The sequence below is a fragment of the Janthinobacterium sp. NFX145 genome (genome assembly GCF_049810325.1).
Lineage (GTDB): Bacteria > Pseudomonadota > Gammaproteobacteria > Burkholderiales > Burkholderiaceae_D > Janthinobacterium > Janthinobacterium rivuli.
The window spans coordinates 3,302,188-3,315,585 of sequence record NZ_CP187360.1 but is presented as its reverse complement, the minus strand read 5'-3'; the positions used below and the strand labels follow the sequence as shown (position 1 = coordinate 3,315,585).

The following is a 13,398-nucleotide window of genomic DNA, read 5'->3' as shown; positions in this document are numbered from 1 at the left end:
GCAGCCTTTCTAGTGACCTTTGAGCAGGGAGACATTCATGGCGACGTAGCGCTTGATGCCGATCAAGGTATAGCGCGTGACAACCAGACTGAGCAGGAAGATGGCGATGCCGCCGAGCAGCATGCCCACGCCGAAGACGGTTTGCGTGGTGCGCGCATCGCGGTCCATGTCGGTGGAGATGCGGATGCCGCCGCCGGCAAGCGCTTCAGCCCGCTCCATCACGCGCGACGAGGCGCCTGGCGTCTTGGTTTCGGACTCGGCCGGTTCAGGCTGCAAAGGGCCGGGCAGGTGGTCGACTTCGATGCCCTTGTCGCCGATGGTGATGCGCGTTTCGCGCCGTTCGCCGCCTTCGCCGCCGTCATCGTCATGGATGAAGACGTGGCGCAGCGGACCATCGAGCACCAGTTCGTTGGCGCCGGACAAGCCGCTGGCCGTGATGGCGATGCCGGCCAGGTAAAAGCTCAGGCTGACGGCGTACAGGGTGGCCAGCAGGGCCGCGTAGACGGCGGCAGGCACGACCATGAACAGGTTGAAGATGGCCAGGCCCACGAGCGAGACGAGCAGGCGCAGCAGGTTGACGGGGGTTTTCTTTTGCTCGAAGGCCTGGCGGTGCGTGCTGCTGCGCAAGGTGAGGGCGATTTTTTTCGGGTCGCCCAGGTCCTCGGCGATTTCGTGCTCGCTGCGGCCGGCCGCCGCGCCTTCGATGAAGGTCTGTTCGTAATAGTCGAGGGTCTTGGCCACCAGGTCCGGTGGCAAGCCTGCCAGCGCGCGCCGCAGTGCGTCGAGATAATCTTGCTTGTTCATCATATTCTTCCTGTCATTCCGCTTCGCCGCTTCAGCCCATGGCCGGCAGCAGCATGCTTGCCTGGCTCAGCAGTAATGGCGTTTGTGGCGCTTGCTGTACCTGAATGACGATCAAGGTGGCCAGCACCACGCCAGCCAGCAGCGCCAGGGCTTTCAAGCTATTTTTCAAGTGCAAGGTGGTGTGCATGGTATTCCCCGTGGCATGGCCGTTGTCGATGATCAGACTGTACCCAAGCGTACGCGAGCGCACCAGTGCGGTGCGACAGAATGCAATTTCGCGGGGGCGAGCGACACCAGGGGAGGATGCACCGTCAAGGCTGTTTTGCTGCCTTGCCCGTGTTCATCATCCTGGCCGCCGCCACGCCGCTGCGCACGGCTGCCTCGATGGTGGCCGGATAGTCCTGCGTCCGGTCTTCATTGGCCGTGTAGTCGCCTGCCAGCAGCAAGCCCGGCATGCCGCTGGCGTTGCCGGGGCGGGCCAGGTCCGGCGTGCAGGCAAAGGTGGCGCGCTTTTCCGTGATCAGCTGGGTCCACACGGGCTGCGCCAGTTCCGGGCGTTGCAACACCTGCGCCAGCTGCGCCGCGATCGCGTGCGCCAATGGTCCGTGGCCTTGCTCTGCGGCATTGCCGGAGGCGCTGATGACGACGGCCAGCAAGCCGGCCTGGCTGGCGTCGAGCTGGCCCCGGTCGAAGACGAACTGGCCCCAGTGCTGCAGCTGCGGCGTATCGACGAGAGCGTAAAACGGCAAGTCCAGGCGCAGCGAGGCATCGTATTGCAGGTAGCAGGTGCTGATGGCTTCCGGCGTGAAGGCTTGCATGCGGTCAATAGCGTCGGCCAGCCGCGGATCCTGCAAGCCTTGCAGCAGGCTGGCTGCCTGTACGGACGAGGTGGCGACGATGACGCCATCATAATTCTCGCCATCATCGAGTTGCCAGCGGCCATCGGGTAGCGCTTGCAATGCATCGACCTTGGCTCCCGTGCGCACTGTACCGCCATGCCGTGCCACATAGCGGGCGGCCGCGTCTGGCAACAGGGTAGAGAGGTCCGCTTTCGGGATCAGCATGTCGGAGGCGCGGCGGCGGCTTGCACCCAGGCTGTCGCGCAGCACGTTGAGGAAGACGCGGGCCGAGGCGCGTTCGGGCGGGGTATTCAGTGCGGCCAGACACAGCGGGTGCCACATCAGCCGGTTCAGGCGGTCCGTCTGGTCGAAGCGCTGCAGCAATTCGCTGACCGTGCAATCGTTGTACAGCTGCCAGCCCATCGTCCGCATGGCGGTGGAAAAGCGCATCAGGGCCAGCTTGTCGGCGCGCACTAATCCCTTGGCGCGCAGCAGAGCCCAGGCCAGGTGCAGCGGTGCGGGCAGGCGCGGCGCGAGAAAATCCATGCCGCCGGAGTTCGCCGGATAGCGCATCTGCAGGGGCAGCGTGAGGATCAGCTCGGCAGGGTCTTGCCCCGCCAGCTTGATCAGGCGCAAGGTTTCCGTGTACGCGCCCAGCAAGATGTGCTGGCCGTTGTCGAGCACCGTATTTTCTCTTTCGACGCGGCGCGCGCGCCCGCCCAAGGTGCGCGCCGCCTCGAATACGCTCACCGCGTGACCGGCGCGCGCCAGTTCCATGGCCGCCGCGCAGCCAGCCCAGCCGGCGCCGATGACGGCGTAGCGTTGCTTCACGCGACTCTTAGCCACGAACCCAGGTCTTCCAGGCCAGCCACAGTTTGCGGATCGGCGTGAGCGAGATGCGCTGTTTCAGCACGTGGTAGCCGTCGCGCTCGACTTCGTTGAGCACGGTGCGGTAGATGGCGGCCATGATCAGGCCCGGGCGCTGGGCGCGGCGGTCCTCGGCTGGCAAGAGCGCGAATGCTTCGTCGTAGGACTTTTGCGCGCGCGCCACCTGGAAACGCATGAGGTTTTCAAAGTTTTCGCTGTGGCGCGCGTTCAGCAGGTCGGCCGCCGTCACATTGAATTGCTGCAATTCGCTGATCGGCAAATAGATGCGCCCCTTGCGCGCATCCTCGCCCACGTCGCGGATGATGTTGGTCAGCTGGAAGGCATGGCCCAGTTTTTCCGCGTACAGCAGGGTTTCCGGGCGGGTCGCGCCGAAGATGCTGGCCGACAAGATGCCCACCACGCTGGCCACATGCCAGCAATAGCGGCTCATGGCCTGGTAGTCGAGGTAGCGGGTCTGGTTCAAGTCCATTTCCATGCCGTCGATGATGGCCTGCAAATGCTTTTCTTCCAATTTATAGATGTCCAGGTGCGGCTGCAGCGCGCGCATCACGGGATGCGTGGGGTTGCCCTCGTACATGGCCTTGACTTCCTTGCGCCACCAGACCAGCTTGGTGCGTGCCACGGCTTCGTCCGTGCATTCGTCAACCGTGTCATCGACTTCGCGGCAGAACGCGTACAGGGCCGTGATGGCCTTGCGGCGCTCGGCCGGCAGGAACAGGAAGCTGTAGTAGAAGCTGGAGCCGCTCTGGGCGGCCTTTTGTTGGCAGTATTCGTCGGGAGACATAGTCAAAAGAGCAAGGGTTGCAGATCGAAGCCGCTATTCTATCGTCTTACAGAGTGGGCGACGGGGGAAAAGCCGTTTTTACTTGTGTCTCTTGATGCAAGCTTTTGCGCGACATGCGCAGCGCGCGCCAGAAAATGATCAGCCAGTCGCGTTTCTCCAGCTTGGGGCGGCGCCGGAACACGTCGTAATTGACGGCTTCGATGCATTCGAGGATGCGCAAACCCCCTTGCACCACCAGACGCAGCTCCCAGCCGATGCGCCCGCGCAGGCGCAGGGCCAGCGGCGCGCCGGACAGCATCAGGGCGCGCGTGCGTGCCACTTCGAAGCGCATCAGGGCGCTCCACTTGCCGTGCGCCTCGGGCCGCTCGAAGGCGGCGGCGGAGACGGCAAAGCGGGTTAGGTCTTCCATCGGCAGGTAGATGCGCTCTTTTTGCTGGTCGATGGCGACGTCTTGCAGGAAATTAATTAGTTGCAAAGCTGAACATATCGCATCGGAATCGCGTACATTCTGTTCATCGGCCGCGCCATACAGGTGCAGCATCAGCAGCCCCACGGGGTTGGCCGAGCGGGCGCAGTAATCGAGCACGTCGTCGTAGCTGGCGTAGCGCGTCGTTTCCACATCCTGCTTGAAGGCCGACAGCAGATCGTAAAACGGCTGCAGCGGCAGTTGGTGTTTGCCGATGACGGCGGCCAGGCGTTCGAACATGGCGGCGTTCTCGCCCCCATGTCCTTCGTGGCGGGCGATGCGGCCCAGCGCCGCTTCATAGGCGTGCAGGGCGGCCAGGCGCTCGGCCGGCCTGGCGTCGCCTTCATCGGCCAGGTCGTCGGCGCTGCGGGCGAAGGCATAGATGGCTTCGACGGCGGGCACCAGGCGGCGCGGCAGTAAAAATGATGCAACAGGAAAATTTTCGTAATGGTCTACAGGCATGAACACACTTTTCTAGTCTTGCGTTTGTCCGGCCCCCACAAACGCTGGATTGCGGCCGGGCGTTGTACGTCTCAAGATTAATGACGCATAAGTCACTAAAAACTTTTACGCACGATTATAATTAATAACCAGAAAGTCATTAGGCGAAGAGCAGTCCCCGCCATGACCAAGCTGATATTGTCACAAATTTAAGGATATCGCGTGCGAAAAAGTTTGGCTTGGCCCAAAGGACAAGCAAAAAGTTTCTCCGCATAAAAATATTGCAGCCCGCATAGTAAAGGAAAATACCTTGTTTGCCCTGAAAACCCTGCGCCGCGAGACCGGCGCTTCCGCACTTCCTGCCCTGCGGCTGATTGCCGCCGCCGCTCTGGCGCTGACCCTGGCGGCCTGTTCCAAGCCTGCCGTCAAAGTGGAAGACGTGCGCCCCGTGCGCGCCATCGTGTTGTCTAGCAGCAATGTTGACGTCAGTGCCGAGCTGTCGGGCGAGGTCGTACCCCGCGTCGTGTCGCAGCTGGGGTTCCGCGTGGGGGGCAAGATCGTCGCGCGCAAGGTCGACGTGGGCGCCAGCGTGAAGAAGGGGCAAGTGCTGATGCAGCTCGATCCCGTCGATTTGCAACTGTCGCAGGCGCAAGCCAAGGCTTCGCTGGTGAGTTCGGAAACGAGCCGCGACCTGGCGCGCGCGGAACTCAAGCGCTACCAGGATTTGCGCGAGAAGAACTTCGTCAGCCAGGCCGTGCTCGACGGCAAGGACGCCACCTACAAGGCGGCGCAGGCAAACGTGGAAGCGGCCCAGGCCCTGTACCGTGGCCAGGCGAACCAGTCCGGCTATGCCAGCTTGCTGGCGGACGTCGATGGCGTCGTCACGCGCATCGAGGCTGAAGTGGGGCAGGTGGTGGCGCCCGGCGCGCCCGTCGTGCAAGTGGCGAAGAGCGGCGAGAAGGAAGTCGTGATCGGCATTCCTGAAGACAAGGTGGAAACCTTGCGCGGCGTCAATGATGTGGTCGTGCGCCTGTGGGCCGATCCGAAGCAGGGCTTGCCGGGCAAGATACGCGAAGTGTCGCCCGTGGCCGATGCCGCCACGCGCACCTACACAGCCAAGGTCAGCATTCCGGACGCGCCGCAAGTGCGTCTGGGCATGACGGCCGTGGTGCAGTTCGCCTCGCAAACGGCCACGCCGCAAATCAAGGTGCCGTTGACGGCCCTGTTCAATGAAAAATCGCAAAGCTCCGTGTGGGTAGTGGAAAACGGCGCCGTGAAGCTCGTGCCCGTGACGGTGGGTGGGGTGGCGGGCAATGAGTTGCTGCTGACCTCGGGCGTGAAAGCGGGTCAGACGGTGGTCACGGCCGGCGTCAACCTGCTCAAGCCGGGCCAGAAAGTCACCATCCTAGGCGCCGAGCTGGCCAGCAAGCCTGCCGTCGTTGCTGCCGAGGCCATCAAATGAAGGGCGGCTTCAATCTGTCGCGCTGGGCGCTCGAACACATCCCGCTGACGCGCTACCTGATGGCCGTGCTGCTGATCGGCGGCATGCTCAGCTACGCCAGCCTGGGCCAGGATGAAGATCCCCCGTTCACCTTCCGCGCCATGGTGCTGCAAGCGTACTGGCCCGGCGCCACGGCCTTGCAGATGGCCGAGCAGGTGACGGACAAGCTGGAAAAGAAACTGCAGGAAACGCCGTACATCGACGAAATCACCAGCTATTCGAAGCCGGGCGAAACCTTGATTTTGCTCGAGCTGCGCGAATCGGCGCCGCCCAAGGAAACGGCGGCCGCCTGGTACCAGGTGCGCAAGAAGATCGGCGACATCCAGGGCACCTTGCCTGCCGGCGTCGTGGGTCCGTTCTTCAATGATGAGTTCGGCGACACGTACGGCTCCATCTTTGCCCTGTCCGGCGACGGTTTTACCTACGCGGAAATGAAAGATTACGCGGACAAGGTACGCCAGGAACTGCTGGCCGTGGGGCTGGTATCGAAGGTGGAACTGTTCGGCGTGCAGGATGAAAAGATCAATATCATCTTTTCGCACAAGAAATTTGCCCAGCTGGGCATTCCTTTCGATGCCATCGTGCAGCAATTGTCGGCGCAAAACAGCATCAACGCCACCGGCGTGCTGGTGACGCCGACGGACAATCTGCAAGTGCGCGTGACGGGCGCCATGGTGACCGTCAAGGACCTGGAAAACCTGGAACTGCGCGCCAACGGCACCACCTTCCGCCTCGGTGATTTTGCCACCGTAAAACGTGAACTCGTCGATCCGCCCAAGGACAAGATGCGTTTCAACGGCAAGGAAGTGATCGGCCTGGGCGTGTCGATGGAAAAGGGCGGCAACATCATCGACATGGGCAAGGCCTTGCAGGCAACGGTCGCGCGCATGAAGAGCGAATTGCCAGTCGGCATAGAACTGCAGCGCGTGTCGAACCAGCCGGAAGCCGTGTCCGCCTCCGTGGGCGAGTTCGTGCATACCCTGATCGAAGCCATCCTGATCGTGCTGGCCGTCAGCTTCGTGGCGCTGGGCTTGCACACCAAGCCGCTGCGCATCGACGTGCGGCCGGGCCTGGTGGTGGCGCTGACCATTCCCCTGGTGCTGGCCGTCACCTTCCTGTTCATGCGCCTGCTCGACATCGACTTGCACAAGATTTCCCTGGGCGCCCTGATCATCGCGCTGGGCTTGCTGGTCGATGACGCCATCATTGCCGTCGAGATGATGGTGCGCAAGATGGAAGAGGGCATGTCGCGTTTCGACGCGGCCACGTTTGCCTACACGTCGACGGCCATGCCTATGCTGACGGGCACCCTGATCACGGTGGCGGGCTTCTTGCCCATCGGCCTGGCCAAGTCGGCCGCCGGCGAATACACGTTTTCCTTGTTCTCCGTCAATGCGCTAGCCCTGATCATTTCGTGGGTGGTGGCCGTCGTCTTCACGCCGTATATCGGCTACGTCTTGCTGAAGGTGAAGCCGCACGCGCACAACGACCATGAATTGTTCGACACGCCGAACTTCCGCCGCTTCCGCCGCGCCGTCACCTGGTGCGTGGAATGGCGCAAGACCACCATTGCCGCCACCCTGGCTATCTTTGCGCTGGGCATCTATGGTTTCAATTTTATCGAAAAGCAATTTTTCCCCGATTCCAGCCGTCCCGAACTGATGGTGGAACTGTGGTCGCCCGAAGGCACGACGTTCGCCGCGAATGAAAAGCAGGTCAAGAAGTTCGAAGCGTTTGTGGGCAAGCTCGACGGCGTGGAAAGCGTGACCAGCTATGTCGGCACGGGCAGCCCCCGTTTCTACTTGCCGCTGGACCAGATCTTCCCGCAGACCAACGTGTCGCAAGTGGTGGTCCTGCCGAAAAGCCTGGCTGACCGCGAACGCTTGCGCCAGCAAATCGTCGATGTCTTCAAGAAGGATTTCCCGGAAGTGCGGGGCCGCGTCAAGCTGTTGCCGAATGGGCCGCCGGTGCCGTATCCGGTGCAGTTCCGCGTCTTGGGGCCGGAAGTGGCCGGTGTGCGGGCCATCGCCGACCAGGTCAAGGACATCATGCGCGCCAATCCGAACACCCTGGGCGTCAATGACAACTGGAATGAATCGGTGAAAGTGCTGCGCCTGGACCTGGACCAGGACAAGATGCGCGCGCTGGGCGTCACCTCGAAAACGGTGATGCAGGCGGCCAATACGATCCTGTCGGGCACGGTCATCGGCCAGTTCCGTGAAGATAACAAGCTGATCGATATTCAGGTGCGCCAGCCTCTGGAAGAGCGGGCCACGATTTCCGTGTTGAATGACACAAATATCCCGACGGCGACGGGCAAGTCCGTGCCGATCTCGCAACTGGCCCGCGCGCATTTCGTGTGGGAACCGGGTGTCGTCTGGCGCGACAAGCGCGCATGGGCCATCACCGTGCAGTCGGACGTGATCGACGGCATCCAGGGCGCCACCGTGTCGACGCAACTGGCGCCGCAGCTGGACGCCTTGCGGGCCAAGTTGCCGTCCGGCTACCGCATCGTGGTGAAAGGCGTGGCGGCCGACAGCGGCGAGGCGGAAGCGTCGATCTCGGCGAACCTGCCGCTGGCCATCTTCATCATCTTCACCTTGCTGATGTTGCAGCTGCACAGTTTCTCGCGTTCCCTGCTGGTCTTCCTGACGGGGCCGCTGGGTGTGGCGGGCGCCGCGTTTGCCTTGCTGGCGCTGGGCCGGCCACTTGGTTTCGTGGCCAATCTCGGCATCATCGCGCTGTTCGGCATGATCATCCGCAACTCGGTGATCCTCGTCGACCAGATCGAGCAAGACATCAAGGACGGCTCGGCCCCGTGGGATGCCATCATTGACTCGGCCGTGCGCCGCTGCCGCCCCATCGTGCTGACGGCCGCCGCCGCGGCGCTGGCCATGATCCCCTTGTCGCGTTCCGTGTTCTGGGGCCCGATGGCGGTGGCCATCATGGGCGGGCTGATCCTGGCGACGGCCTTGACTTTATTGTTCCTGCCCGCCCTGTATGCGGCCTGGTTCCGGGTCAGGAAGCCGGAGCCGGTGAGCGCAAAAGAAGGCTAGCAGCCAGCGCCAGGGCGCAGGCATAAAAAAGGCGGCATTCCTCTGGGAAATCCAGTAGAATGCCGCCTTTGCTTTACCGAGCGCTTGCTCCGGGCTTGCCCTCTAAGTCCACGGTAGCCAGATCGCTCCCGAGTTGTTAAAATCAGGGAAGCAGTTTGTAGCAAGTAGCACACAGTAGTACAAATGCGGATGTGGTGGAATTGGTAGACACGCTGGTCTTAGAAGCCAGTGCTTCGGCTTGGGAGTTCGAGTCTCCCCATCCGCACCAATCCGGGTTGTTCCAGCCCGGAGGTGCAGCACCATCAAGTTGTTCTTCAGCCTCCTTGCAGGCGTCTTTCCCGTTTTCCTGTTGTCTAGCCTGTATTTCCGTCATTCGGGATGTCTTTGTTTGCGCCATTTTTCGTCAGCGACCGGGCCGCGGGGCGGGGCTCAGGCGGAGATTTGCCTGAAAAATGGCCAAATTGAGGTAAATCAAAGGTTTTTTGCCCGAAATCTTCGTCGTGAGCGCATTTCTTTGTTTCGGACGGGGCGCCAGTTCGCATATACTAATGAACGAAGCAGGCTGGAAAGCCTGTCTCTGGCGAAACAAAGAATGCCGGGGCAAGAGTAAAGGCAGGGCACCCCCAGGCTGTGGCGACTCGTTCGCCGCCGCTGGTATCCTCTGTGGCCGGGCTGCAAAGCCAGCCACTTTCCCGAAGTCCTTTGTTATAATGCCACGCTTTACCGAATGATGGCCGGCCCTGCATTTACTTAGAAGCAAGGCTGGACGCTCGGAGCCCTGTCGCAGTACTGGAAGCGGCGGATTGTTTGGTGCCTGGTGCGGGTTTTTCCCTCAGCCGGGTAGACCAGGTCCATCGTCCTGTTTTTAGTACTTTTACAGATGAATATGCGAGCGAGTGAAGCTGGACCCATGTCTTGCCGCCAGTGATGGCGCAAGGGGTCGGGTCTTCTTTTCTCGCACCAACAGTGTTTATTTTTTGGACGATTTTTTACATGGCAACTGCAGTCGAAACCTTGGGCAAACTCGAACGTCGTATCACGATCTCCTTCCCGCTGACGGACGTCCGCACGGAAGTTGAGAAGCGCCTGAAAGTGCAAGCCCGTACGGCTAAGGCACCGGGCTTCCGTCCGGGCAAAGTGCCGTTGAAAATGGTCGCAGCACAATACGGCTACCAAATTGAATCCGAAGTGCTGAATGACAAAGTCGGCCGCGCGTTCAACGACGCCGCCAACGAAAACAATCTGCGCGTGGCCGGTTTCCCGAACATCGTGCCGAAAGAAGAAGCAGCCGAAGGCCAGCTGGCTTTCGACGCAACGTTCGAAGTGTATCCGGAAGTTGCCATCGGCGACCTGACGGCCGTTGAAATCGAAACCGTGCAAGCCGACGTATCGGAAGCCGAAATCGACAAGACCATCGACATCCTGCGCAAGCAGCGCGTGCACTTCCACACCAAGGGCGAAGCTGGCGAACACGGCGACGGCGGTGAGGCTATCGCTGCCAATGGCGACCGCGTGACCGTTGACTTCGTCGGCTCGATCGACGGCGTTGAATTCCCAGGCGGCAAAGCTGAAGGCTACGCTTTCGTGCTGGGCGAAGGCCGCATGCTGCCAGAATTCGAAGCAGCAACCCTGGGCCTGAAAGTGGGCGAGTCGAAGACGTTCCCATTGTCGTTCCCTGAGGACTACCATGGCAAGGACGTTGCCGGCAAAACCGCATCGTTTACCATCACCCTGCAAAAGCTGGAATGGGCGCACCTGCCGGAAGTCGATGCCGAATTCGCCAAGTCCCTGGGCGTTGCCGATGGCGACCTGGCCAAAATGCGCGAAGACATCAAAGTCAATCTGCAACGCGAAGTCGCTGGCCGCGTGAAAGCGCGCAACAAGGAAGCCGTCATGGACGCGCTGATCAAAGTTGCTGAGCTGGAAGTGCCAAAAACGCTGATCGCTCAGGATTCCGAGCGCCTGGCCGAAATGACCCGCCAGGACATGGCGCAGCGCGGCATGAACGTCAAGGACGTGCCTTTCCCAGCAGAACTGTTCGCGGAAAAAGCCGAGCGTCGCGTACGCCTGGGCCTGATCCTGTCGCAACTGGTGGGCGACAACAAGCTGCAGGCTACGCCTGAGCAAGTCAAGGCGCAGATCGAAGATTTCGCCCAAAGCTACGAAGACCCACGCGAAGTGCTGAAGTACTACTACAGCGACCGTCGTCGTCTGGGTGAGATCGAAGCCCTTGTATTGGAAGAAAACGTCGTCACCTACGTGTTGGGCCTGTCGAAAGTCACGTCGAAAGCAGTTGCTTTTGACGAACTGATGGGAAGCAACGCACAAGCGTAAACCAGTTGGTATTGGGATGCCTGCTCCTGCCGAAAGGTGAGGGCGGCTTCCCCTAACTGCTTCACAAGGAAATGAAATGACAGGTATGAACCGTAATCCGGCGCTGGACACACAGATGCTCGGCCTGGTGCCGATGGTGGTGGAACAAAGCGGTCGCGGCGAGCGCTCGTATGATATTTACTCGCGCCTGCTGAAGGAACGTTTGATTTTCATGGTCGGCCCGGTCAATGACCAGATGGCCAACCTGGTTGTCGCCCAGCTGCTGTTCCTGGAAAGCGAAAATCCCGAAAAGGAAATCTCGCTCTACATCAACTCGCCAGGTGGTTCGGTCTCGGCCGGCATGGCCATCTACGACACCATGCAGTTCATCAAGCCGGACGTCTCGACCCTGTGCACGGGCATGGCTGCTTCGATGGGTGCTTTCCTGCTGGCCGCTGGCGCCAAGGGCAAGCGTTTCTCGCTGCCGAACTCGCGCATCATGATTCACCAGCCGTCCGGTGGTTCGCAAGGCATGGCGTCCGATATCGAGATCCAGGCGAAGGAAATCCTTTACCTGCGCACCCGCTTGAACGGCATCATGGCCGAGCGCACGGGCCAGTCGATCGAACAGATCGCCAAGGACACCGACCGCGACCGTTTCATGTCCGCCGACGAGGCCGTTGAGTATGGTTTGATCGACAAAGTGTTGACCAGCCGCGCTTGATGAGCCCCTACCGGTATTGCTAAGTACGTAAGTAAACGCCCGGGCGATCAAACGTTCGGGCGTTTCGCTTTTATTTCGGGTAGCATGGAGCTTGTGCGCGTTGTTGACTTGCGCCATGGCTAGCCGCCTTTACGGGCGGCAATCATCATCCGGCTTGCGATTTTGCAATATTGTTAATGCAGTTCCAACCAAAATGCCTTATGTCAGACAAAAAATCCTCTAGCGGCGAAAAATTACTGTATTGCTCGTTCTGCGGCAAAAGCCAGCACGAGGTGAAGAAACTCATCGCCGGCCCGTCCGTGTTCATTTGCGACGAGTGCATCGACCTGTGCAACGACATCATCCGTGATGAAACGTCGAGCATCGAGACGGTGACCGGTACCAAATCCGACCTCCCGACGCCGCAAGAAATTGCCGCCTTGCTCGATCAGTACGTGATCGGCCAGCAGACTGCCAAGCGCATCCTGTCGGTGGCGGTGTACAACCATTACAAGCGTCTCAAGCACCTGGGCAAGAAAGACGACATCGAACTGGCCAAGAGCAACATCTTGCTGGTCGGTCCTACCGGCTCGGGCAAGACCCTGCTGGCACAGACCCTGGCGCGCATGCTCAACGTGCCGTTCGTGATCGCCGACGCCACCACCCTGACCGAAGCCGGTTACGTGGGTGAAGACGTGGAAAACATCATCCAGAAGCTGCTGCAAAGCTGCAACTACGACGTCGAGAAAGCCCAGCGCGGCATCGTCTACATCGATGAGATCGACAAGATTTCGCGCAAGTCCGACAATCCGTCCATCACGCGCGACGTGTCGGGCGAGGGCGTGCAGCAAGCCTTGTTGAAATTGATCGAAGGCACGATGGCTTCCGTGCCGCCACAAGGCGGCCGCAAGCATCCGAACCAGGATTTCGTGCAGATCGACACGACCAACATCATGTTCATCTGCGGCGGCGCCTTTGACGGCCTGTCCAAAGTGATCGCCAACCGTTCCGAAAAGAGCGGCATCGGCTTCTCGGCCACGGTGCGCAGCAAGTCGCAAAGCTCGGCCAGCGAACTGATGCTGCAAGCGGAACCGGAAGATCTGGTCAAGTTCGGCCTGATCCCGGAACTGGTCGGCCGTCTGCCCGTCATCGCCACCCTGGCGGAATTGACGGAAGAGGCGCTGATCCAGATCCTCGTCGAGCCGAAAAATGCGCTGATCAAGCAGTATTCGAAGCTGCTCGAGATGGAAGGCGCGGAACTGGAGATTCGTCCGGCCGCCCTGCATGCGATCGCCAAGAAAGCGCTGGCGCGCAAGACCGGCGCCCGTGGCTTGCGTTCCATTCTGGAACATGCTTTGCTGGACGTCATGTACGAACTGCCGAGCGAACAAAACGTGGTGAAGGTCGTCATCGACGAAAATACCATCACCAGCGGCGCCAAACCTTTGTTGATTTATCAAGAGACTGCCAAGGCCTCCGGAGAAAATTGATTACTGCTGAGACAAATGCATAAAAAGGATTTTGATTCCTTAATGCATGGCAGTACAATTTAAATCAATGAGTGCAGGCTTCAATCGGAAAGCCACTCGCGGCGCTTAGCTGC

General features: G+C 60.5%; 10 protein-coding genes and 1 tRNA gene. 6 read left to right on the top strand and 5 right to left on the bottom strand.

Annotated elements, in window-relative coordinates; translation table 11 throughout:
- Window positions 1-9: 9 nt before the first annotated feature.
- From ACPJXG_RS14850 to hpnC, 5 genes are all read right to left on the bottom strand, one after another.
- Window positions 10-807 carry a DUF1700 domain-containing protein gene (locus ACPJXG_RS14850; protein ID WP_425251508.1) on the bottom strand — a complete coding sequence of 266 codons (798 nt, stop codon included), beginning with the start codon at window positions 805-807 and terminating at the stop codon, window positions 10-12.
- A gap of 28 nt (window positions 808-835) precedes the next feature.
- Entirely contained in the window at window positions 836-991 is a 156-nt protein-coding gene (locus ACPJXG_RS14845) for a hypothetical protein (protein WP_158300243.1), read from the bottom strand.
- Between the two features lie 124 nt (window positions 992-1,115).
- Complete coding sequence (gene hpnE, locus ACPJXG_RS14840) at window positions 1,116-2,474, bottom strand: hydroxysqualene dehydroxylase HpnE (RefSeq protein WP_425251507.1); 1,359 nt, start codon at window positions 2,472-2,474, stop codon at window positions 1,116-1,118.
- Between the two features lie 7 nt (window positions 2,475-2,481).
- A complete protein-coding gene (gene hpnD, locus ACPJXG_RS14835; RefSeq protein ID WP_425254752.1) occupies window positions 2,482-3,315 on the bottom strand; it encodes a presqualene diphosphate synthase HpnD in 834 nt (277 codons plus the stop codon).
- Between the two features lie 46 nt (window positions 3,316-3,361).
- Window positions 3,362-4,243, bottom strand: a complete 882-nt coding sequence (gene hpnC / locus ACPJXG_RS14830) for a squalene synthase HpnC (protein ID WP_425251506.1) — start codon at window positions 4,241-4,243, stop codon at window positions 3,362-3,364.
- A gap of 289 nt (window positions 4,244-4,532) precedes the next feature.
- Here hpnC and ACPJXG_RS14825 point away from each other — a divergent pair, with 289 nt between their 5' ends.
- The 6 genes from ACPJXG_RS14825 to clpX all read left to right on the top strand — a co-directional run bounded on the left by ACPJXG_RS14825 (window position 4,533) and on the right by clpX (window position 13,285).
- Complete coding sequence (locus tag ACPJXG_RS14825) at window positions 4,533-5,684, top strand: efflux RND transporter periplasmic adaptor subunit (RefSeq protein ID WP_176390407.1); 1,152 nt, start codon at window positions 4,533-4,535, stop codon at window positions 5,682-5,684.
- Window positions 5,681-8,779, top strand: a complete 3,099-nt coding sequence (locus tag ACPJXG_RS14820) for an efflux RND transporter permease subunit (protein ID WP_425251505.1) — start codon at window positions 5,681-5,683, stop codon at window positions 8,777-8,779. The genes ACPJXG_RS14825 and ACPJXG_RS14820 overlap by 4 nt, the downstream gene beginning before the upstream one ends.
- Before the next feature lie 185 nt (window positions 8,780-8,964).
- Window positions 8,965-9,047, top strand: a tRNA-Leu gene (locus tag ACPJXG_RS14815).
- Window positions 9,048-9,772: 725 nt separating this feature from the next.
- Window positions 9,773-11,113, top strand: a complete 1,341-nt coding sequence (gene tig, locus ACPJXG_RS14810) for a trigger factor (RefSeq protein ID WP_176390426.1) — start codon at window positions 9,773-9,775, stop codon at window positions 11,111-11,113.
- A gap of 85 nt (window positions 11,114-11,198) precedes the next feature.
- On the top strand, window positions 11,199-11,816 hold the full coding sequence (clpP, locus tag ACPJXG_RS14805) for an ATP-dependent Clp endopeptidase proteolytic subunit ClpP (protein WP_374106380.1): 618 nt from the start codon (window positions 11,199-11,201) through the stop codon (window positions 11,814-11,816).
- 200 nt (window positions 11,817-12,016) lie between these two features.
- Complete coding sequence (gene clpX, locus ACPJXG_RS14800; protein WP_010398446.1) at window positions 12,017-13,285, top strand: ATP-dependent Clp protease ATP-binding subunit ClpX; 1,269 nt, start codon at window positions 12,017-12,019, stop codon at window positions 13,283-13,285.
- The last annotated feature ends 113 nt before the right edge of the window (window positions 13,286-13,398 follow it).

Bases quoted from the DNA above. Each gene is read 5' to 3' on its own strand.
- ACPJXG_RS14850 (WP_425251508.1), bottom strand. From the start codon at position 807: ATGATGAACAAGCAAGATTATCTCGACGCACTGCGGCGCGCGCTGGCA.
- ACPJXG_RS14845 (WP_158300243.1), bottom strand. From the start codon at position 991: ATGCACACCACCTTGCACTTGAAAAATAGCTTGAAAGCCCTGGCGCTG.
- hpnD (WP_425254752.1), bottom strand. From the start codon at position 3,315: ATGTCTCCCGACGAATACTGCCAACAAAAGGCCGCCCAGAGCGGCTCC.
- hpnC (WP_425251506.1), bottom strand. From the start codon at position 4,243: ATGCCTGTAGACCATTACGAAAATTTTCCTGTTGCATCATTTTTACTG.
- ACPJXG_RS14820 (WP_425251505.1), top strand. From the start codon at position 5,681: ATGAAGGGCGGCTTCAATCTGTCGCGCTGGGCGCTCGAACACATCCCG.
- tig (WP_176390426.1), top strand. From the start codon at position 9,773: ATGGCAACTGCAGTCGAAACCTTGGGCAAACTCGAACGTCGTATCACG.
- clpP (WP_374106380.1), top strand. From the start codon at position 11,199: ATGAACCGTAATCCGGCGCTGGACACACAGATGCTCGGCCTGGTGCCG.
- clpX (WP_010398446.1), top strand. From the start codon at position 12,017: ATGTCAGACAAAAAATCCTCTAGCGGCGAAAAATTACTGTATTGCTCG.